At 70.0% G+C, this 20,258-nt stretch carries 16 protein-coding genes and 2 pseudogenes; 5 read left to right on the forward strand and 13 right to left on the reverse strand.

Features of this window, described 5'->3' with window-relative positions; translation table 11 throughout:
• From AC08OU_RS10635 to AC08OU_RS10650, 4 genes and pseudogenes are all read right to left on the reverse strand, one after another.
• A partial coding sequence (locus tag AC08OU_RS10635) for a glycosyltransferase family 2 protein (protein ID WP_476604805.1) occupies positions 1–1,044 on the reverse strand: 1,044 nt, incomplete at its 3' end.
• Positions 1,045–1,599: 555 nt separating this feature from the next.
• Entirely contained in the window at positions 1,600–1,992 is a 393-nt protein-coding gene (locus AC08OU_RS10640; protein ID WP_476600185.1) for an RNA-binding S4 domain-containing protein, read from the reverse strand.
• Positions 1,993–2,065: 73 nt separating this feature from the next.
• The gene (locus tag AC08OU_RS10645) at positions 2,066–2,422 is read right to left on the reverse strand and encodes a group I truncated hemoglobin (protein WP_462186939.1); all 357 of its coding nucleotides are present in this window, start codon (positions 2,420–2,422) and stop codon (positions 2,066–2,068) included.
• Between the two features lie 190 nt (positions 2,423–2,612).
• Positions 2,613–3,119, reverse strand: a pseudogene (locus tag AC08OU_RS10650) (YdcF family protein); the annotation flags it as partial.
• Positions 3,120–3,422: 303 nt separating this feature from the next.
• Between AC08OU_RS10650 and AC08OU_RS10655 the strand changes: the two are divergent.
• Positions 3,423–3,692: pseudogene (locus tag AC08OU_RS10655) on the forward strand (class I SAM-dependent methyltransferase); the annotation flags it as partial.
• A gap of 390 nt (positions 3,693–4,082) precedes the next feature.
• On the opposite strand, the gene AC08OU_RS10660 reads toward AC08OU_RS10655, so the two are convergent.
• The 4 genes from AC08OU_RS10660 to AC08OU_RS10675 all read right to left on the reverse strand — a co-directional run bounded on the left by AC08OU_RS10660 (position 4,083) and on the right by AC08OU_RS10675 (position 10,510).
• Positions 4,083–5,177, reverse strand: a complete 1,095-nt coding sequence (locus tag AC08OU_RS10660) for an ABC transporter ATP-binding protein (protein ID WP_476600183.1) — start codon at positions 5,175–5,177, stop codon at positions 4,083–4,085.
• Positions 5,174–6,652 (reverse strand): ABC transporter permease, encoded by a 1,479-nt coding sequence (locus AC08OU_RS10665; protein ID WP_476600181.1) that lies wholly within the window; start codon positions 6,650–6,652, stop codon positions 5,174–5,176. Before AC08OU_RS10665 ends, AC08OU_RS10660 begins: the two co-directional genes overlap by 4 nt.
• Positions 6,653–6,726: 74 nt before the next feature.
• Positions 6,727–7,749, reverse strand: a complete 1,023-nt coding sequence (locus AC08OU_RS10670; RefSeq protein WP_476592593.1) for an iron ABC transporter substrate-binding protein — start codon at positions 7,747–7,749, stop codon at positions 6,727–6,729.
• An 85-nt stretch (positions 7,750–7,834) separates the two neighbouring features.
• A complete protein-coding gene (locus AC08OU_RS10675) occupies positions 7,835–10,510 on the reverse strand; it encodes an AMP-binding protein (RefSeq protein WP_476604806.1) in 2,676 nt (891 codons plus the stop codon).
• Between the two features lie 430 nt (positions 10,511–10,940).
• Here AC08OU_RS10675 and AC08OU_RS10680 point away from each other — a divergent pair, with 430 nt between their 5' ends.
• The gene (locus tag AC08OU_RS10680) at positions 10,941–11,615 is read left to right on the forward strand and encodes an HdeD family acid-resistance protein (RefSeq protein WP_476600177.1); all 675 of its coding nucleotides are present in this window, start codon (positions 10,941–10,943) and stop codon (positions 11,613–11,615) included.
• A 201-nt stretch (positions 11,616–11,816) separates the two neighbouring features.
• A complete protein-coding gene (locus tag AC08OU_RS10685; RefSeq protein ID WP_476600175.1) occupies positions 11,817–13,775 on the forward strand; it encodes an ABC transporter ATP-binding protein in 1,959 nt (652 codons plus the stop codon).
• On the opposite strand, the gene AC08OU_RS10690 is transcribed toward AC08OU_RS10685, so the two are convergent.
• The 4 genes from AC08OU_RS10690 to AC08OU_RS10705 all read right to left on the reverse strand — a co-directional run bounded on the left by AC08OU_RS10690 (position 13,754) and on the right by AC08OU_RS10705 (position 17,207).
• Positions 13,754–14,602: an RCC1 domain-containing protein gene (locus AC08OU_RS10690; protein ID WP_476600173.1), complete on the reverse strand. Its 849-nt coding sequence runs from the start codon at positions 14,600–14,602 to the stop codon at positions 13,754–13,756. The two genes, AC08OU_RS10685 and AC08OU_RS10690, sit on opposite strands and share 22 nt — an antisense overlap.
• A 108-nt stretch (positions 14,603–14,710) precedes the next feature.
• Positions 14,711–16,240: a hypothetical protein gene (locus tag AC08OU_RS10695; RefSeq protein ID WP_476604807.1), complete on the reverse strand. Its 1,530-nt coding sequence runs from the start codon at positions 16,238–16,240 to the stop codon at positions 14,711–14,713.
• A 153-nt stretch (positions 16,241–16,393) separates the two neighbouring features.
• A complete protein-coding gene (locus AC08OU_RS10700; RefSeq protein ID WP_462186929.1) occupies positions 16,394–16,654 on the reverse strand; it encodes a hypothetical protein in 261 nt (86 codons plus the stop codon).
• Between the two features lie 304 nt (positions 16,655–16,958).
• Positions 16,959–17,207: a hypothetical protein gene (locus tag AC08OU_RS10705; protein ID WP_476602237.1), complete on the reverse strand. Its 249-nt coding sequence runs from the start codon at positions 17,205–17,207 to the stop codon at positions 16,959–16,961.
• A 569-nt stretch (positions 17,208–17,776) separates the two neighbouring features.
• Here AC08OU_RS10705 and AC08OU_RS10710 point away from each other — a divergent pair.
• Positions 17,777–18,976, forward strand: a complete 1,200-nt coding sequence (locus AC08OU_RS10710; RefSeq protein ID WP_462189052.1) for a cytochrome P450 — start codon at positions 17,777–17,779, stop codon at positions 18,974–18,976.
• Positions 18,977–19,038: 62 nt separating this feature from the next.
• Positions 19,039–19,266: a ferredoxin gene (locus tag AC08OU_RS10715; protein WP_476602238.1), complete on the forward strand. Its 228-nt coding sequence runs from the start codon at positions 19,039–19,041 to the stop codon at positions 19,264–19,266.
• A gap of 82 nt (positions 19,267–19,348) precedes the next feature.
• Here the strand turns inward: AC08OU_RS10715 and AC08OU_RS10720 are convergent, their stop codons facing one another.
• Positions 19,349–19,873, reverse strand: coding sequence for a cupin domain-containing protein (locus AC08OU_RS10720; RefSeq protein ID WP_476602239.1), 525 nt, complete (start codon positions 19,871–19,873; stop codon positions 19,349–19,351).
• Between the last annotated feature and the right edge of the window lie 385 nt (positions 19,874–20,258).

The following is a 20,258-nucleotide window of genomic DNA, read 5'->3' on the forward strand; positions in this document are numbered from 1 at the left end:
GCCCTGATGCCGGGCGGGCCGGCCGTCGAGATGACGCAGGAGCTCATCGGCCCCGACAAAGGTGAAGCCGGCGTCCAGCAGGGCTGTCAGCTGGGCCCGGAACTGCGGCGGAGGGGCCGCATACCTGCTCAGCAGGGGATCCGACACGTCCTCTATCGCATGATAGGCGAGGACCCGCAGGCCCACGTCCGGTGCGTGCAGGAGGCCGCCGCGCTGGCGGGCTCCCCGCCAGTAGGAGCAGTCCCGCAGTCCCAGGAACATCCATCTGGTGGGCCGGTCCACCTTCCCGGCGCTGACCCTTCCGAGCACGAGACCCGCCGGGGCGCGGGACGCCCAGGGTGGTGCCGCCGCCGCGGCCCTGGCGAGGATTCCTTTGACCGTCTTCCCGCCATGCTGGGCAAAGAGCAGGTCACCGAGACCCGGATGTTTTCGGGCAAGCGCGGCATCGGCCTGCGTCCACTGCCTCAGGTGCGCCTCGGGCGAAACGACGTAACGCTGGTAGGAGACGGCGTCGGCGGCGAATCGAACCTGCGCACCGCTCTGCAGCAGCCGGTAGAGGAAGTCGGTGTCCTCACCGCCGAAGCTGCCGCCGGCGGTAAAACTCGTGTCGAAACCGCCGAGCCTGACGAAGGTCGACGCCCGCATCGACACCTGCCCGGAGAGCAGGTCCGCGACGGTCAGCCGCCCGTCCGACCGCAGCAGCCGCCGGCGGCGCGCCCGGGCCCACCGGTCGACTCCGTAGGTGAGCACCGTGGGCGGCGAGGCGGGGTGCATCGGGATGTGGCCGACCACGGCGTCGGCGCCGTCGGCGAGAAGCTTTTCATGCTCGACGAGGAGCCGCCGGTCCGCCGCCATGTCGTCGTCGAGGAAGAGGATGAACTCGCCGAGCGCGCTCGCGGCGCCACGGTTTCTCGCCGCAGCCGCGCCCGCGTTCTCCTGCCACAGGATACGCTTGGAGAACGGCAGGGAGACGGCCCGGAGAGCCTTCTCGGTGCCATCCGTGGAACCGTCGACGACAACGATCAGTTCGCAGGGCCACGGCATATCGAGGTGCCTGAGTCCCACAATACTCTACAATACCACGTCCCAGCGGTTGTATGTCGGCATCACAATGCTGAACCGGACCGGAGGCCCATTACGGGCGGGCTGCCCCGCCGAATGGTCCAGGATGTCCATGCCCGGTTGCTCACGCTAGCTCATCGCGAATTCCGCCGAGCCAACCCGGATGACGCTCGCCCCATGGTCCTGACTCTAGTTCGAGCCGGTCGGTGCGGCGAGATGCGATCCGGCCGTGTCGTCCAGGAAGATCAACCTCGCGATCGGATTCTGCAGGCGCGGGTAACGCTACGCGGCACGTAGCGGCAGGGCTCGGTCCCGGTCACCGGCAATGTACTCGGTCGCTTTCTTCATTTTCTTCATACCGTTGATGCGAAGTAATCCCATGGTGGGTGGTCCAGGGTTAGTAATCCCAGGGCGAGGTTCCTGAGGATGGTCATGGTGTGTGGGCGATTGCGGACTCTCTCGACCGAGGCTTCGCCTGACCGGGCGCCGCTACTGGGCTCCCAGTAGCAGCGCCGCTACCGTGCGTTAGCGGCGCCGCTACTGTGCGTCCGGCCAGCGGGGCTGGTCGCGCAGGCGTTCCAGCGCCCGCCGGTCGCGCTTCGTCGGCCGCCCGGCGCCCCGATCGCGCACGGCCACCACCGGCGGCACCTCGCGCGCGACCGGCGGGCTGTGGTCGACGAAGCACTCCGCGGCAACGGGCGCGCCGACCCGCCTGTGCAGGATCCGGGTGACGACGACGACCCGTTCGTGCCCGGGTTGGCGCACCCGGATCTCGTCCCCGGCCCGCACCGGATGGGCCGGCTTGACCCGCTCGCCGTTGAGGCGGACATGGCCGGCGCGGCAGGCGGCGGTCGCCTGCGATCGCGTCTTGACCAGGCGCACGCACCAGATCCAGGTGTCGATCCGGGCGGTTCCCGCCGGCGACGTCATAGGCGTGGGCGACGTCATAAGTCTGACTGTACGAATCAACCGGCGGACCTGTCGTCGTTCGGTGACGTGACGGTCAGGCGGTGACGATCGACCTGCGTAGCGGTAGCAGGGCGCTCGTGACCGCCGCGACCGTGCCGGCGCCGAGGCCGGCGTCGGTGAGAGCCGCAATGAGGTGCCCGGCGATCCGGTCGAAGGCGGCGTCGGTGACGGCGAGGCCCGCATGGGCGGCCGCGAGATCACGACCCTCGTAGGCCTTCGGGCCTCCGGTCACGGCGACGAGGAACGCGACCTGGTGGGTGCGGAGCCTGGCCAGGTCGGTGTTGGCGAAATAGGGCGCCAGCTCCGGATCGGTCAGGATGCGATCGTAGAAGGTGGCCACCACCCCGGCGATCGAGGCCTCCCTGCCCAGGATCTCGTAAAACGTGGTCATCCGCTTCCTCGTCACCTGTTCCCGGAACGGTCAGTGCGGCCCAGCGTGCCGAAGATGGGCTGCGGCGTCATGTCCGGTTCGTAACGATCCGTCGATATCTACCCCCCGGCGCCCGCCCGGTCGCGTCGAGATAACGGCCTCGTGTGCCGAGGTCCGATTCCGCCTGTGCCCTGTTCACAGCACCTTGACCTCACGTGAAGATGAGGTTCCAGGCTGGCCGTCCTGGAACGTGACAACACGGAACGTGACAGCGACAAGGTGAACGGGAGCTACGCTCGCTGACCTGAGCGAGCTCGGCGCGTTGTTCATCCGTGCGGCCAAGCTCTGGCGGGGCGCGGCGGGCGAGTGATCCCTGCGTCGGCACCCGTGGCTTACCCGTGGCCCAGCGGAGTGCCCGGCCGAGCTCGTTGGCGGCCCTCGGGAGCTTCAGCCACCAGTAATCTAGGAACCGGTAGTCGTCGGCGGGAACCAGTCGGGCCGCGAGATCCGGGCGTAGTTTCCACAGGTAGCGGCGGGCCCGCGCCGCGTGCAGCGGATCGGACGCGATCGCCACGGTGTCCGCCGTCTCGAGGAAGGGCAGGGTGAGCTTGATGTTCTGCCAGGTGTTCCGCGCCGAGGTCTCCAGCAGGATCTTCTCCGCCGGTACGCCGAGCGCGTCGTGCGCGTAGCCGGCCATGGCCGCGGCCTCGGACACCCCGCCGACCCCCGACGACTTTGGGGGAGGTAGTCACGCTTTTCGACCCGCGGAGCGTTACTACCTCCCCCAGATTTACCGGCATCTGCCCTGGAACCGTCCGGACCGTGGCCGCGAGGCGGCGCAGGAAATTCGCTCGCGACCGCGTGGATGTGCTGCCATGGTCGGCCTATGGCGCGCCAATTCGACGATCTTGTTGCTGAGGCGGCGTCGGTGCCGGTGGACGGCTGGGACTTCTCCTGGTTGGACGGGCGGGCCACCGAGCAGCGTCCGTCCTGGGGCTACGCCCGGCTGATGGGCGAGCGGATGGGTCGGGCCGCCGTGGGCCTGGACGTTCAGACCGGCGGTGGGGAGGTTCTCGCTGGACTGCCGCGGCTGGCCGGGCGCACGGTGGCCACGGAGTCCTGGGCGCCGAACATCGCGCGGGCCGCCGCGCGGCTGGGTCCCCGCGGCGTGGCCGTCGTGGCCGCCGACGACAGGTCGTTGCCCTTCGCCGATGCGACGTTCGACCTGGTGGTGAGCCGTCACCCGGTGGTGACCTGCTGGGCGGAGATCGGCCGGGTGCTGCGGCCGGGTGGTCGCTACTTCTCCCAGCAGGTCGGGCCGTCGAGCATGCTCGAGCTGAGCGAGTACTTCCTGGGACCGCTGCCGGCCTCGGCGCCCCGTACCCGTCACCCCGACACCGCCCGCGGCGGGGCCGAAGCCGTCGGCCTGGAGATCGTCGACCTGCGGATGGAGTCCCTGCGGACCGAGGTCCTCGACGTCGGCGCGGTTATCTACTTCCTGCGGAAGGTGATCTGGACCGTTCCCGAGTTCAGCGTCGAGCGGTACCATGCGCGCCTGCGGTCACTGTACGACCAGATCCGCGCCGAAAGCCCATTCGTCACCTGGGCGACGCGGTTTCTGATTGAGGCCCGCAAACCCGCCTGGCGCTGTGACCTGCCTGGCGCTGTGACCCGCCTGGCGTCAGTGGGGTGGGAAGGCCGTGACGGGCTCGGTGATCGACAGCCGCACGTGGGTGCCGGGTTCGGGGAGCTGGTGCCCTGGCACCCTCGCCGTCACGGTGCGGCCGGACCGGTCGAGCCGGAGCTGGACGGTGGCGTCGTGGCCGAAGTACCGCACCTCGGTGACCCGGCCGACCACCCCGTTCCGGTTCTTGTCCCGCTCCCCGTTCCGGTCTTCGTTCTGGTTCTTGTTCTCGTCGCCGTCCGCCGCGGCGAGGAGCCTGATCTGTTCCGGCCGGACGAGCAGGCGCGCCTCGCCCTGGGGAGACCCGGGCCGGACGGCGAGTGCACCAAGGTCGCAGGAGGCGGTGAGCCCGGTGACGACGGCGGGCACGAACACGGCGGCGCCGACGAAGGCCGCGACGGTCGGGTTGCCGGGTGAGGCGTAGACGCCCGGGGGCGTGCCGGTCTGGGCGATGCGGCCGGCGGCCATGACAGCGACCTGGTCGGCCAGTGACAGCGCCTCGTTCTGGTCGTGCGTGACGAGCAGCGCGGTGGTCCGGTTGGCGCGCAGCGCTTCGACGACGGCGCGGGCGGTGTTCAGGCGGAGCCCCGCGTCCAGGGAGGAGAACGGCTCGTCGAGCAGCACCAGGGACGGCCGCGGGGCCAGGGCCCGCGCCAGCGCCACGCGCTGCTGCTGGCCGCCGGAGAGCTGATGGGGGAACCGGCAGGCCAGGCTCGCGTCCAGCCCGACGAGGTCGAGCAGCTCGGCGGCACGCCCGGCGGATCGGCGTTCGGCGCGGGGCAGGCCGAACCCGATGTTGGCCGCGACGTCCACATGCGGGAACAGGGCACCTTCCTGCGGGACGTACCCGACCCGCCGCCGCTGGGCGGGAACGCTGCGACCGGGGCTGAACACCCGTTCGGCGCCGAAGTCGATCGTCCCGCCGTCCGGGTCGCCGAATCCCGCCACCAGCCGTAGCAGGGTGGTCTTGCCGCAGCCCGACGGCCCGAGTACGGCCGTCACACTGCCCTCGGGCACTCGTAGATCGATCCCGGCGAGGGCTGTCGTGGCGCCGAACCGCTTGGTGACCTGGCTGACGGTCAGCGCTGTCACGTGCTTCTCCTGACGGAACGGGTGAGCAGGAAGGTCGCCGGGGCCGACAGCAGCACCATCAACCCCGCGTAGGGGGCGGCCGCGCCGTAGTCGACGTCGCGGACGTTGCTCCAGAACTCGGTCGCCAGGGTTTCGGTGCCGGTGGGTGACAGCAGCAGGGTCGCGGTGAGTTCGGTGACCACGGCGAGGAACACCAGGATGGCGCCGGCGCCGACGCCGGGGGCGATCAGCGGCAGGGTGACCCGCCGCCAGGCCTGCGCCGGGCGCAGGCCCAGGGCATGCGCGACGTCGTCCAGGACGGGTGGCGCCTGCGCGATCGCGCCCCGTACCGCCACCGTGGCCCGCGGCAGGAACATGATCGCGTAGGCGGCAATCAGGAGGGTGGTGGTCTGGTACACGGCCGGCAGGATGTGCAGCGAGACCGTGACGAGAGCGAGCGCCACCACGATGCCCGGCAGCGCGTTGGCCGTGTAGGTGCTGCGTTCAAGCAGTGTCCCGATCCGGCCCGGGTGGCGTACCGCGAGCCACGCCACCGGAAGCGCCAACAGGACGGTACACAGCGCGCCGACGAGGCCGAGCCCGGCCGCGGTCGCGGCAGCGGCGGCCAGTTCGCCGACGGGGAAGGCGGCGGAGGCACCTACCAGCAGCCAGCGGACGAGGCTCACCAGCGGCACGCCGAGCGCCAGGACCACGACCGCGCCGAGCCCAGCGACGGCGGGGGCGGTGAGCCGGCCGAGCCGGGCGGGTTGCGCGGTGCGGCTGGCTCCGGGCCCGAGCCGGGCGTAGCGGTGCCGGCCGCGCAGGCTCAGCTCGGCGCCGACCAGGACCGCACAGTACAGCGCCAGGACGCCGGCGAGCATGTTCGCCGCCGGGCCGTTGAACGACGAGAGGTACTGGTCGTAGATGGCCGTGGTGAAGGTGGAGAACCGCAGCATCTGCAGGGCGCCGAACTCGGCGAGCAGGTGCAGGCCGACCAGCAGCGACCCGCCGAGGACGGCCGGGCGCAGCTGCGGGAGCACGACCCTGGCGAACGTCCGCCACGGGCCGAGCCCGAGTGACCTGGCGGATTCCTCCAGCGCCGGGTCCAGCCCCCGCAGGGTCGCGCCGACGGGGAGGTAGACCAGCGGGTAGTAGGCGAGTGTCACGATCAGCAGGGCGCCCGGGTATCCCTCGACGCCCGCGGTCAGCGAGACCCAGCCGTAGCTGACGACAAACGCGGGCAGTGCCAGCGGAGCGGCGAGTAGCACGTGCCAGACCCGTCGTCCCGGCAGGGTCGTCCGTTCCACCAGCCAGGCGGCGGCCGTGCCCAGGACGGCACTGGCCACCATCCCGCCGGTCACGAGCTTGGTGGTGTTGGCCAGCAGCTCGCCGACCCTGGGCCGGATCAGCAGCCGCCAGGCCTCCGACCAGCCCACGCTGACCGTGTACCCGACGACGAAGAACAGCGGGACGGCCGCGAGCAGCGCGACGAGCACGCAGGCCAGCAGCAGCGGGCGCGGGTACGCCGGGCTGGTGCGTACCCACCATCCCGCCGTCGTGGGCTGACCGTTCAGAGCAGGCCCGCCCGCTGCATCAGTTCGACGACCTTTGGTCCGTTCAGGGTCGAGATGTCGATGTCGGGCGGATCGAGTGTCGACAGCGGCTTCAGCGCAGGGTTCGTGGGGACCGCGTCGGACACGGCGTACTCCAGGGCACCGCTGTCGACCAGCGCCTTCTGCCCGGCGTCGCTGGTGAGGAAGGTGACCAGCTGCTGTGCCTCGGCCTGCTGGTCGCTGGCCGCGAGGACGCCGGCGCCGGAGACGCTGACGAACGCGCCCGGGTCCCGGTGGCCGAAGAAGTGCAGGTCGACGTTCTTACTGTCCTTGCCCGACTCCGCCTGGTCCTGGTACCAGTAGTAATGGTAGATCACGGCGGCGGGGACCTCGCCCGCGTTCACGGCGCGCAGCGCGGCGATGTTGTTGGCGTAGATCTTCGCGTTGCGTTTCAGCCCGGCGAGCCACTCGGCGGTGGCGCTCTCGCCCTTCACCGCGAGTACGGCGCTGACGATGGCCTGGAAGTCCGCTCCGGCCGCCGCGACACCGACCTTCCCCTTCCATGCCGGTCCCGCCAGGTCCATGATCGACGCGGGCAGCTCGTTCTTGGCGACCTGCCCGCGGTTGTAGATGAACACCGTCGACCGGGCCGCGAAACCGACCCAGTTGCCGGTGCTCGGGACGTACTGGTCAGGCACCTGGCCCAGGGTGGCCCGGTCCAGTTTGCTGAAGCCGCCGGCGCGGTCGACCAGCGTCATGGCCGGCGAGTTCTCGGTGACGAAGACGTCCGCCGGCGAGCTGTCGCCTTCCTGGACGATCTGGTTCGCCAGCTCGGGGTCGCCGCCGCGACGCAGCTCGACCTTGATGCCGGTCTGCTTGGTGAACGCGTCCACCATCACCCGCATCAGGTCCTGGTGCTGCGCGTTGTAGAGCGTGATTGTCTTCCCGTCGTCCCCCGAGCCGCACGCTGACAGGCCGGCCAGGCCGGCCAGGCAGGTGGCCGTCACCAGCACGACCAAGGTTCTTCCTATCGAACCCATCGGGCTCCTCCACCTGAACACTTCACCTGGACAGACACGTCCGACCGACCTCGAACCTCTAATCGGTCTAGAAGTTAACTCATGCTTACCTTAGCGCCGTGGAATGTGACGAGTGGCATAAGCCGGGGGCGCTGGCGGGCGAACCGCGGAGCAGACGCCTGGCGCCGAGCGGGATCGGCACGCCTGCCGTGAGCCGGCCGAGAAGGCCCATGGCATGGAACGAGACCTTCCACGCGGCGACGCCGACGGTGAGCGAGGCCAGCAGCGCCAGGACCGGATGGTCGTCCTGCAGAAGGGGGAACACCTGCCAGTGGGTCAGGTAGATGTAGAGCGAGCTGCCGGCCAGCAGGCCCGCCAGCCGGCGTAGCGGGCGTGGGCAGCGGACGCTCGTGGTCCAGGCCAGCAGGAGCACGCCGCCGAGCACCACATGCTCCCGGCGTGCGTCAGCGAAGAACCCGGGGATGGTGAGCGCCGCCGCCGCCGTGAGGACCAGCCGCTGCCATACCGTGGTCGCGGCGGCGGTGGCCCATCCCAGTGCGAACAGCCAGAGCACCGCCACCGACGTCTGGGTGTGGCGTGGTCCCGGCGGTAGGGCCACGACGTCGAAGCGGGTGAGCAGACCGGCGGCGAGGACACTGGCGGCGACGGCCCACGGGCGGCGCCGCTGCCAGCGGTCGAACGCCGGCACGCCGAGCAGGGCCGCGAGGACCAGCAGGATCTGGACCAGGGCTTCGATGAACCAGAACTCCCAGGGCGGGCCCGCGCGGCCCGGCCCGAACACGCTGTTGAGCAGCACGATGTTGGCGGGTCCGTGTTCGTCCATGACGAGCACGAGTACGGTGATGAAGACGATGCTCGGCACCGCGAGGTACGCGATGCTGCGGAGCAGCCCGCGGACCCGGTCGCGCCGCGGCGCCGCGGTCAGGTGGAAACGGGCGAAGTTGTAGCCGGCGACGGCGATGAGGAGATGGGCGCCCCCGAGGATGCCGCCGACGGTGTCGAAGGTGTTGGCGTGCGTCCCGACGATCAGCACGATCGCGACCGCGCGGAGCAGCAGGCTGGTCTCGATCGAGCCGCCAGAGCCGCCAGCCCTGCGCTTCGGTCGCGTGGCCGGCTTCAGGTCCCGCACGGCCATGGTGTGCCAGCCGGCGGGCAGGTGTCCGAGGGCGTCCTCCAGCCGCAGTGACAGTTCCACGTAGGACAGCGAGTCGCCGCCCAGGCTCACGAAGGTGCTGTCGTCGGTGACATCGTCGCGGTGAAGCAGCTCGGCGAACAGCCGACGTACGTCGGCTGTTCCGTCCGACGGCCCGTCCCGTCCGGTGGGCGCGGTCGTGCGCGCCGGTCGCGCGTCGCGGGCGATCTCCTGCAGCGCAACCAGGTCCGGTTTGCCGGTGGCCAGGCGGGGCAGGGCGGCCAGGCGGTGGACGCGGACGGTGTTCTCCGGCAGCCGGCAGGCCCGCGCGACCAGCTGGCGGACCGAAGGTGCGTCCCGGTCGCCCTCGATCATCACGTCGACGGCGTCGTCGCCGGTCACGCAGCAGGCGCTGAGCCCCTGGCCGGCGAGGGTGTCCTCCACGTGTTGCAGGTCGATCCGGATCCCGAAGACCTTGGCGAATCTGGTCTGCCGTCCCACGATCTCGTACAGGCCGTCGTCGGTGCGGCGTGCGACGTCCCCGGTGCGCAGCTCGTCGAGCGTCGGACCGAGCGCGAGGTCCGAGGCCGTCCGCGCGTAGCCCATCATGACGTTGGGCCCGGAATAGACGAGCTGCCCCAGATCCTCGGTGCTGTCGGTGCTGTCGGTGCTGTCGGTGCTGTCGGTGCTGTCGGTGCTGTCGGTGCTGTCGGCCAGCGGCTCGAGCCGGAACGACCCGCCCGGGACCGGGACTCCGATGGTGTGGGGCTGGGTCGGCGCGAGGTGCGGCGGCAGGTAGGCCATCCGCGCCGTGGCCTCGGTCTGGCCATACATCACGACGAAGTCCCAGCCGTTGCGTCGTCCGAGCTCGGCGTAGCGGGCCACCCGGTCCGGCGCCAGTCGACCGCCGGCCTGCGTGACGTAGCGCAGGTGCGGCAGCGACATCGCGTCGAAACCGATCCTGTCGAGCAGGTCGAACGTGTAGGGGACGCCAGCCAGCGAGGTGCCCTGCCCGTCCCGGAAGAGGTCCCAGAAGCAGGCGTCCACGACGGACAGGGACGTCAGGATCAGACCGGCCCCGCACAGGAGGTGACTGTGCACGACCGACAGCCCGTAGCAGTAGTACAGGGGCAGGGTCGTCGCGGCGCGGTCGCCGGGGCGAAGGCCGAGGCACTCGACGATCGACTCGGCATTGGCCTGCAGGTTCGTGTACGACAGCCGGACCAGTTTCGGTGAGCCCGTCGAGCCCGACGTGCTCAGCAGCAGCGCGAGGTCCGGATGGAGGTCGTGCTTCGAGCCGTCACGCCGCTGCTCGACGCGGATCCGCGTCCGCGTGTCGGCGGGGCGGATCACCACGTCGGGGTCATAGGACGTGATCAGGGCGTCGGTCGACGCGGCGTTGTCACCCGGCACCAGCAGGACCGCGTGCCCGGCGGACAGCGCCGCCAGGTACAGGACGAGGACGTCGATCGTGTTGACCGCCGCGAGGAGTACCAGCCGCCGCCCGGCGCCGAGCCGACCGGCGGCGGCGTCGACGCGTGCCGCCAGCTCGCGGTAGGACAGTCGGCCCTCAGCCGTGACAACGGCCGTGCGGTCACCGTGCCGTTCAAGGTGGCGGGCGAGGAACACAGTCGAGCCTGAGAGGGACGGGCCTGCATGGGTCACCCAGCCAATGTACAAGTAAGGAAAGTCTACCCTAAGTCTTACCCCTCACTACGCCTACGTCATCGATCCATGACGTTCGGTGCCGCAGCCGCCCGTGGGTGATCTTGTCGTGTGGTGGCGGCGGCAGCGGTGGGTCTGCCTCCCGCCCCAGCGCGGCACTCACCTGCTGGGAGGAGTTGAGTAGCGTCGCGGGCGATATGGCGTCGTCGTCGGTTCGGAATGATGTCCAGCGGATAAGCGTGGTTCGCCGGGTGGCGGGCATCAGCTTGTTGACCTGTGATGTCGAGCGCCAGCTGACGGCAATGGTCCTTGTATCGGTGACCGACGATGGGAGAATAGGATCGTGAGCGACATAACTGCCTCAGATCGTCGTACACATGAAAGATCCACAGATGTGCCCTGGTTTGGTTTTCTTGCCGTTGGAGCAGCTTTTGCCCTGTTCGCGCTGGCCATTCCGCAGTTCGATCTGACCACGGTGCGGTCGATCGCCGTGCTTCTCGGGATCGTCCTGCTCCTCGGCGCGGTGAGTGAGCTGCTGGCGGCGGCGACGACGGCCCGGGACTGGCGCTGGTCCCATGCGCTGCTCGCGGTGCTGTTCGTGGCCGGCGGGGTGGTGGCGCTGGTCTGGCCGGATCCCACGGTCAAGGCGGTGGGCCGGATCGCGGCCTGGTTCTTCTTGACCAAGGGTCTCTACGACGTCGTCAACTCGTTCGTCGCCCGACGGACCGAGCAGCAGGCCGCGGCCGGGCAGTACGCCACCGCGGCGGAGGGCCGGCCCACCCCGGCCCAGTGGTGGATGCCGCTGATCGTCGGTGCGTTGGAGATCGGGGCGGCGTTCTGGGTGGTGGGTTCCCAGCGGGTCTCGCTGCCGCTGCTGGCCCTGTGGGTGGGCCTCACGGCCCTGGCGGTCGGGCTGACCAAGATTGCCATGGGGTTCCGGCTGCGGGGCGTTTCCCGACCGCCCGCCTCTCTGGAGGGCCTGGCGATTCCCGGCTTCGGCGCCGGCGCGGTGGAAGGCAGGCGTCTGGAGGAGGAGCGCGTCCAACGACCCGTGTCCGGGAATCGTTGACGATCCCGGGTGATTCCCGGATCCCGGCCCCGGTTTCTCCCGGCCGACCCTTCGGTTTCCGCCACCGCCGTCGGTCTGTCCCTGATGCCCCACCGCCCCGACGCGCGTCAGGGCGGTGGGGCGTCGGGGTCGTGCTCCGCGGGGGACAGCAGCAGGCGGGAGGTCCGCCGCCCCGGCGCGCGTCGGCATAGCCTCGGCGGCGTGATTCGTGAGCCGCTGCCCGTCCCGTCGGAGACGGCCTTCCTGCCGGAGACGACCGTCCCGTCGTGGGCGATCCGCCTGCATGCGCGTGCGCTCGCGCGGTTGACCGGCGCGCCCGAGGCGCGGTGCAGCGTCCGATTCTTCGCCGACCAGGGCCGGGTCGTCGCGGTTCTCGTCGGGCTGTCCGTTCTCGGTTCGGCCGCCGTCGCCGCCGGGCCGTTCGTCCTGCGCCATCTCATCGACACGTCGTTGCCCACCGGCCAGGTGCGCGACCTCGTCGTCCCCGTCCTGCTGCTGTGCGCGGTGCTGGTGTTCGAGTCGAGCGTGCTCTCGGCGCGCATGGCGCTCATCGCCCGGCTCGGCGGCGTTGTCTCCGTGCGGATCCGTCAGACGGTGAACGCTCACCTGCAGCGCCTGCCCTTCGCCTTCTTTCCCCGCAGCCAGCAGGGGGAGATGATGACGGTGATGTCCACCGACGTCCTGAACACCCAGAACGCGATCTCCGCCACTGTGCAGGCGGTGATCTGCAGGATCGCGGACATCGTCGTCGGCTCGATCGTCGTCTTCGTGCTGGACTGGCGTCTGAGCCTGGCGGTGATGGTCTTCGCGCCGGCCACGCTGCTGATCGTCCGCTCGGGCCGGCGGCGGCTCGCCGCGCTGTCCACCCGCCAGCGGGAGCTCGACGGTCTGCTCATGGCTCAGGTCGCCGACACCTCGTCAGTCTCCGGGGCGCTGCACGTGCGGCTGTTCGACCGGGTCGACTACGAGCAGACCCGGTTCGACGCGGCGGGCGCCGAGCTGTTCGCCGCCGCCGAGGATCAGGCCCGGCTGATGTCGTGGGTCCGGTTCCTGGTCAACCTCGGGGTCATCGCGACGATGACGGCGGTGCTGGCGCTGGGGGCCTGGCTGGTCTCCAGCGGTCGTACCACGCTCGGGACGGTCGCCGCCTTGGGCGGCGCGTTGCTGGTGGCCTTCGGACCGCTGTCGTCCGCTGTCAACCTGCGTGCGGAGCTCGCGGGCGCGGGCGCGTCCTTCCGGCGGATCTTCGCCCTGCTTGACGTCCCGCAGGACGAGGTACGCTTGAGGTTCGAAGGGGCCCGGGCCCCCGCGCTGACCGTCCCCCGCGCACCGCGGTCCGGGACGGAACCGGCGCCGGCCGCCGCTCGCCGGGGACTCGATGCCGGCCGGGGACTCGACCTGGCGTTCGACGACGTATGGTTCTCCTACGATCTCGCCACGGCTGAGGACTGGCCGGACGGCGACTGGCCGGACGGCAACCCGACGTGGAACCTGCGCGGGGTGACCCTGAAAGTCGCCGCGGGGACGACGGCGGCGGTCGTCGGGGCCAGCGGGGCCGGCAAGACGACCATCGCTTATCTGGCCAGCGGCGTGCACCGGCCGCGGCGCGGCGGCATCCGTCTCGGCGGGGTTCCCCTCGACGACATCCCGCCGGATCGTCTGCACACGATGATCGGCGTCGTCCCTCAGGACCCGCACTTGTTCCATGACACGATCGCGGCGAACCTCCGTTACGGCCGGTTGGACGCGACTGACGACGAGCTGCGTGCCGCCTTGGCGGCCGCCAGCCTCTCCGCCCTGCTCGACCGGCTGCCCGAGGGCCTGGCGACCCGGGTCGGCGCACGGGGCTACCGGTTGTCCGGTGGTGAGCGGCAGCGGTTGGCCATCGCCCGGGTCCTGCTGCAGTCACCACGGGTGCTGGTGCTGGACGAGGCGACCTCGGCGCTGGACACCCTCTCCGAGGCCGCCGTGCGCACCGCCCTCGACCGGCTCGCGGTGGGGCGGACGTGCCTGGTGATCGCGCACCGGCTGTCCACGGTGATTGACGCCGACCGCATCTACGTGATGGACCACGGCCGGGTCGTCGAGGACGGCACGCACAGCGAGCTGCTCGCCGACGGCGGTGCCTACGCCCGCCTCTACCGGCCCACCGCCGTCTGATTGGGTGGGGGGCGATTCCCGGCCGTCCCCGTCATGGTCACGACCCCGTCATGGTCACGACCGGCCAGGGCGTAGCCGGTGTAGTCGCCGGCAGCGATGGCGGTGACGTGGTTCAGGCCGCTGACCTGGACAGGGGTGGTGCTGTCGGTGGTGGTGCCGTCGCCGAGCTGGGAGTCTCCGTTGAAACCCCACGCCCAGACGGTGCCGTCGTCGCGCAGGGCGTAGGCGGAGGTCACGCCGCTGGCGAGCGCGGTGACGTGGTTCAGGCCGCTGACCTGGACAGGGGTGGTGCTGTCGGTGGTGGTGCCGTCGCCGAGCTGGCCGCTGCCGTTGAAGCCCCAGGCCCGGATGGTGCCATCCCTGCGCAGCGCATATCCCGAGAGCACATCGCCGGCGAGGGCGGTGACATCGTTGAGACCGGTGACCTGGACGGGGGTGGGGCGGTCGGTGGTGGTTCCGTCACCGAGCTGGCCGAAGCTGTTGTCCCCCCAGGCCTGGACGGTCCCGTCGCAGCGCAACGCGTACCCGGAGTTGCTGCCGTCGGCGATGGCGACGACATCGTTCAGGCCGCTGACCTGGACCGGCGTCGAGGCGCCGGTGGTGGTTCCGTTGCCGAGCTGGCCGAAGCCGTTGAAGCCCCAGGCCCAGGGGATGCCGTGGGGAGCCTGCGTGTGCTGGGCGGATGCCTCGGTAGGCGTGCCGGCCGGTTGTCCTGGGGGCGCCGCACCGCGGGCGGTGGCCGGCAGCAGCAGCAGCGCAGTCGTGACCGCGGCGACCGCCGTTCCCTGCTTGTTGCCGTGCCGTCTTCCCTGTTGCTGACCCGTCACTGGTTCTCCCTGTGCGTTCGATCCCCCTTTGATTGCTCAGAGTAAGAGTAAGTTTCGGAAAGTAGTCGAATGGGCGTGAGGTGCGGCGAGTCGGCCGGCGGGAGGCCATTACCCGCGTCGGCCGCCTTCCCGGTGCGCCCGGACCGCCCGCAGCACGCCCCGGGCGAGCAGGAACAGCACGAACAGCATCCCGACGGCCGGCAGCGAGACCAGCAGCGCGGAGACGACCTCCGCGAATGCGGTGACCAGCTTCCCGTCACGGGTCGCCCGGCCCGCCAGCCCGAGATAGTCCCACATGGCCCGGGTCGTCCGGGTAAGCACGAACGGAACCGAGACCATGAGCACGACCAGGTTCACCAGGATCAGCGGTGCTGCGAGCAGCGCCCAGGCGGTCACCACGATCCGGGCCGACCGGGTCAGCCCGTCCGGTTGGCTCCGGTTGTCCGGTCGGCTCCCGTTGTCCGGCGGGGTCAGCCCGTCCGGCCGGGCCCGTCCCGCCGATCGGGCATGCCGCCCGCGCGGGAGGCGGTTGCGCCGCCGTGGCAGCGTCGCGCGCAGCGTCGGCCCCATCCGGTTGAACAGGTCCGGTACCCCGGCCAGGTCGCTGACGATGTAGTAGCCGTCCAGCCGGACGAAGGGCGCAAGCTGGCGCATGGCATCCAGGTGGACGAGGACGACGGCGGTCACCAGCACACCGGCGTGGGTGAGCGCGAGAGCCCCGGCGAGCAGCAGAACGAACAGTCCGTTGAAGTAGATGCCGCCGAGGTCGGTGCGCAGCCGGCCGAGCCGGCTCAGCCGGTAGGAGTCGGTGACGTCGGTGAAGAAGGCCGGCCACACCAGGTACATGCCGAAACCGATGACTCCCGGGCGGGCACCGCCGTAGTGGCAGGCCGCGGCGTGCCCGCATTCGTGGAACAGTGCGCCGACGAGGGCCAGGCCGACCACCACCAGGATCAGCGCCGGGGTCGCGAGCACCTCCGCCGCGCTGTCCCGGACGCTGTGCCGGCCGAATATCCACACGTCGGTGGCCACCAGCAGGGCCAGCAGCAGGGCCACGGCCGCTGGCCGGAACAACATCGCGAACACTCGGCTGACTCGGTGCACGGCCGGCGCGGGTAGCAGGGTGTGCCGGGCGGCGAGTGTGAACAGCGCCTTCGCCCGGGGCGCCGGAGTGACACCGTTCTCGCTGGCGATCAGGCCGAGTGGCATGAGCCGATCCACCACGAGGTACGCGACGTCGGCGCCACTCACCCGGCGGGCGCAGACCCCCGTGACCCGGTCGGCAATCGCGGCGACGTCGCGGGCGCCGTCTGCCGCCTCGAGGATGTGCGCGAGCAGTTCGGTGAGCGCGACGACCTGACCGTCGGCGCGGCGGGCCAGGAAGACGGGCCGGGCCAGGCCCGACCCGGTGAACTCGCCGAGTAGCGCCAGGCCGTCGGCCCGGCTCGGTCTGGCGGGTACCTCGGCCGGCCCAGGAACGCCCGTCGGATCGGCGAGGCTGGCGACGCCGGCGATGTCGCTGACGCCGGCGAGGCTGGCGACGCCGGTGACGCCGGTGAGTCCGGGCGCCCGGTCCGATTCGGAAGGTGCCGGCGGCATCGTTGTCGGCCGGGTGGACGACCGGGTGGACTCGGTCATCTGCGTCCCATCCTCATTGTCATGAACTGGCGGGAAGCCGGCCGGCCGCCGGTCCGTCGACCGGCGGCCGGCCGGGTGACCACCCCCGGAGGAATCCGGCGGTGTATCTGTCGGTCGTAGCCGTAAAGCGGTAAAGCGGTAAAGCGGTCGGTGTTATCTCTGGATGATGATGTTGATGCTCGGTACCAGTGTGATGAGAATGGGCAGGAATCCACCGGCGACCTGCGGCTCCGCATGAGCGTCGATCTGTGCCATTTTCGACCAGGGGGAGCCGACCGGGAAGAAGGTTGGGTCAAACTCCTTCCGACCGACCTCGACCGCGGCGAGAGTCGTTCGCTCGGGCAGTAGTTCCGCCCATTCCAAGAACAGTTCTCCATTCAGCTCGTCGGCGCAGTTGCCCGTGATATCGTTCATCCTTGTTTCCCACCGATCTGAGTTGCCTCGGATATTCAGGCGGTGGGAACGCTAGCCACCGCTCAATCTGGTGGCCAGCACCTGCACAGGGTGTGTCACGGTGCGGTCGTGCCCAGCGTCAGTCGAAACTTCGGCTGGCTTTCTCGGATCGATCTGACTGAGGTGAGGGCATGCTTTCCGGCTGACCGAAGGATATTCGGCCGGCCGGTGGTCGCGGATTCACGGTGCCCTTGGCAACCCCGGGGGAACGTGGTCGGTTACCCGGCCAGGGAGACCGGCGCGAGGAGCAGAATCGGCCCGGAGCTCACCACTGCTCGATGCGGTTCCAGCTGTTGGCGATGGTCTTGATGAACGCTCCGTCGCTGTAGGCAGTCTGTGGCTCCGGATGATTATCGATCTGGGCGTTGTTGCTGCCCGGCGAGCCGACCGGGTAGAAGGTGGGGTCGAACTCGGTGCGGTTTATCTCGACCGCCGCCAGGGTCATGCGCTCGGGCAGCAGCTCCGCGTGTTCTTGTGCCAGCTCGACGACGTCTGTCTCCCTGCGGTCCCTCATCTTCTGGCTCCCATGTGTGTCGCTCGGTACCCGTCATGACGCATGCTGAGGGGCACCGGCCGGTGGCGAGGAATCGGCCGGCGCGGGGCGGGGTCGGAACTCACCGGAGGGCGCGGTATCCGCGGCATCCGCAGCATCCGGTGGTACAACCGAACTGTAGGAGTCTCGGTTACCCTCCGCAACACGGATCTTGCCTCGGTCGATCTGACCGGCCCAGGCCCGCTCGGCGGGTAGTCGGACCATCATCCGCGCTCGGGCGTGAGCCTGGCGTGGGGAAGGCCGACTCTCTGCGGATGATTTACCGTGGCATTCTTCTCGATGGTGATGAATGGGTAGCTGAAGGCAGCGGATAATATTGAACTATGATGAATTTTGTTAAACAATACCAAACAATGCCGACTAGCGTCGAATAACGCCGGTCCACTCGTTGATGGATTTTTTCTTCCTCGGGATTATCTCTGGCGGTGGATATCCGGATGCGGCCCGTTCGAGCGACAGTTATTTTTCGCGTGGATGGTAGCGTCGTCGGTGTCCGAGGTCCCGCGTGAACGGCGAAGGGTGGACAGGCGATGGCCGCGGCACCGATAGTTCCGTTGCATATACGGCGAGCGCAGTTCGATCCGGTCGAGGAACTCGTCCGGACCCGGGACACCGACGGCGTCTGCCGCGTTGTCACCGTGTTCAGGGTACCCGCGTATCTGGTCAGCCGGTACGAGGACGTCCGTGAGATACTCGCGGATCCGGGCAGGTTCAGCAACGTCAATCAGTGGGTCGTAGGTCCTGGCGGTCCCGTCCTGAGTGATGAGGAAATCGCCGAACTGCGGGCGGGGCAGATGCTCGCGTTCGATCCGCCAGATCACACCCGGCTGCGCCGGATGCTCACCCCGGAGTTCACCGTGCGCCGGATGCGCAGGTTGGAACCGCGGATCCGGGACATCGTCGACGCGGCGCTCGACGAGCTGGAACGGGCCGGCCGACCGGCCGATCTGGTCGCGACCTTCGCGCTTCCGGTGCCGTCGCTGGTGATCTGCGAGCTGCTGGGGGTGCCGTATTCCGACCGCGCGGAGTTCCAGCACCGCACCCGCCGGCAGATCGACGCCTCGTTGCCGATCGAGCAGCGGCTGGCCCTGCAGCGTGAGGCCCGTGCGTACATGGCCGGGCTGGTCACGCGGGCGCAGGCGGCCCCGGGCGAGGACCTGCTGGGCAGGCTGGTGCGCGAGCACGGCGACGAGCTGAGCACCGCCGAGCTGGTTGGCATCGCCTCGCTGCTGCTGGCCGCCGGGCACGAGACGACGTCGAACATGCTTGCTCTCGGCACCCTGGCGCTGCTGCGCCATCCCGACCAGCTCGCCAGGGTCCGCGACGATCCGGCCCAGGTCGAGCCCGCCGTCGAGGAACTGCTGCGCTGGCTGTCCATCGTGCCCTCCGGCGTGCCCCGCACGACGACGACCGAGGTGGAGATCGCCGGTCACCGCATCCCGGCGGGCGAACAACTGCTCCTGGCGCTGCCTGCGGCCAACCGAGACCCGGCTCTCGTCGGGGATCCGGACCGGCTCGACATCACCCGTGGCGCTCCCGGCCACGTCGCTTTCGGCTACGGCGTGCACCACTGCCTGGGAGCGCCGCTGGCCCGGATGGAGATGCGCATCGCGTTCCCCGCGCTGCTGCGCCGCTTTCCCGATCTCGCGCTGGCCGTGCCCTACGAACAGGTAGCGTTCCGTGCCCATCACGCCGTACACGGGCTGCACGCGCTCCCGGTCACCTGGTGAGATTCGGTCACCTGGTGGGACTCGGTCACCTGGTGTGACAGGGCGGAACAGGAGGGTGTCGCATGAGGATCGTCGCTGATCGCGCCGTCTGCGTCGGCGCCGGGATGTGCGTGATGACCGCGCCGGAGGTCTTCGATCAGGGTGACGACGGCCTCGTCGTCACCCTGATCGAAGAGGTCGCCGCCGGTCGGCTGGACGCCGTGCGCCGAGCGGTCGAGCTGTGTCCGTCGAAGGCGCTGCGCCTGCTGGACGGAGGAGCGTGTCTTGGTAACGGGCGTGTGACCGGATGATCATGAGTGGTGGGGTTGGTCGTGGTGGCCTGGTCTGCCGCGTCCCCACCCTGCCGGTCTCGCCCCGTCCCGCCGTAGCCGGTCAGTAGGTGTGCCAGTCGCGCCGGGTGGGTCCGGTGGACCCGGTGGCCACCGGCCCGACCCAGCGCAGGTTGGGGAGGTTGACGACGATCGCCTCCTGGGTGGTCCGGGCGATCACGACGACGGCCTCCTCGTCGGGATCGGGGTTCTCCTCGCGATGAGGCACCCACGGCGGCACGTAGATGTAGTCGCCGGGGCTGGTGTCGAGCCGGGTCTCCTCGCCGTCCTCGAGGAAAACGACGCTCGGATGGCCTCGCACCACATAGATGCCCGTCTCGGACCGGCCGTGGTGATGGTTCGCCGAGCTCGTCGCCGCGGCGACGTGGGTCTGGCCCATCCACAGGTCGACGGAGCCGACCGTGCTGCCGGACAGCGCCTCGACCCGGCGCATGCCGGCGGTCTGCGCGGTGTCGCGGGACAGCCCGGCGGGCGTCACGCGGTGCAGCCGCTGGTGGAAGCCATCCGTGGGCGGCATGGATCCCGGGGGCGTGGATCCCGGGGGTGTGGAGCCTGGGGGAGCGGACATGGCACCTCCGATGCGTCGCAACCGGGGTCATCGGGCTCACGTCCGGATGGCGGGCGAGATCCGGTCTCCGCCGATCATAATAGGTTGATGGGCTGACGGATCGCGGTGCCTCAAGACCCTGGTGCGTGGTTCCGTGCCGCTCCGGGGTGCCGTGTTCCGGACCGCCGTGTTCCAGGGGTGCCGCGTTCGAATGTTCCAGGGGTACCGTGCTTCCGGTTTTGGGGCTTTCTTGACCGAGAATTTCCGTAGGCCCGCTCGGCCGAAGATGATCCCTGAGCCAGCGGGCGCGTCCGCACGTCCACCGAGACGGCGGCGTATATCTTGGGGTCGCGTCATATCAGTCCCGCGTCCGGAGCAACGTCTCCTTCGCGGTGCCACGCTGATA

It is taken from the genome of Frankia sp. CcMO1 (genome assembly GCF_977945845.1).

Coding starts and splice junctions, on each gene's coding strand:
- AC08OU_RS10715 (WP_476602238.1), top strand. CDS start 19,039: ATGAGGATCGTCGCTGATCGCGCCGTCTGCGTCGGCGCCGGGATGTGC.
- AC08OU_RS10670 (WP_476592593.1), bottom strand. CDS start 7,749: ATGGGTTCGATAGGAAGAACCTTGGTCGTGCTGGTGACGGCCACCTGC.
- AC08OU_RS10720 (WP_476602239.1), bottom strand. CDS start 19,873: ATGTCCGCTCCCCCAGGCTCCACACCCCCGGGATCCACGCCCCCGGGA.
- AC08OU_RS10705 (WP_476602237.1), bottom strand. CDS start 17,207: ATGAGGGACCGCAGGGAGACAGACGTCGTCGAGCTGGCACAAGAACAC.
- AC08OU_RS10700 (WP_462186929.1), bottom strand. CDS start 16,654: ATGAACGATATCACGGGCAACTGCGCCGACGAGCTGAATGGAGAACTG.
- AC08OU_RS10640 (WP_476600185.1), bottom strand. CDS start 1,992: ATGACGTCGCCGGCGGGAACCGCCCGGATCGACACCTGGATCTGGTGC.
- AC08OU_RS10645 (WP_462186939.1), bottom strand. CDS start 2,422: ATGACCACGTTTTACGAGATCCTGGGCAGGGAGGCCTCGATCGCCGGG.
- AC08OU_RS10695 (WP_476604807.1), bottom strand. CDS start 16,240: ATGACCGAGTCCACCCGGTCGTCCACCCGGCCGACAACGATGCCGCCG.
- AC08OU_RS10710 (WP_462189052.1), top strand. CDS start 17,777: ATGGCCGCGGCACCGATAGTTCCGTTGCATATACGGCGAGCGCAGTTC.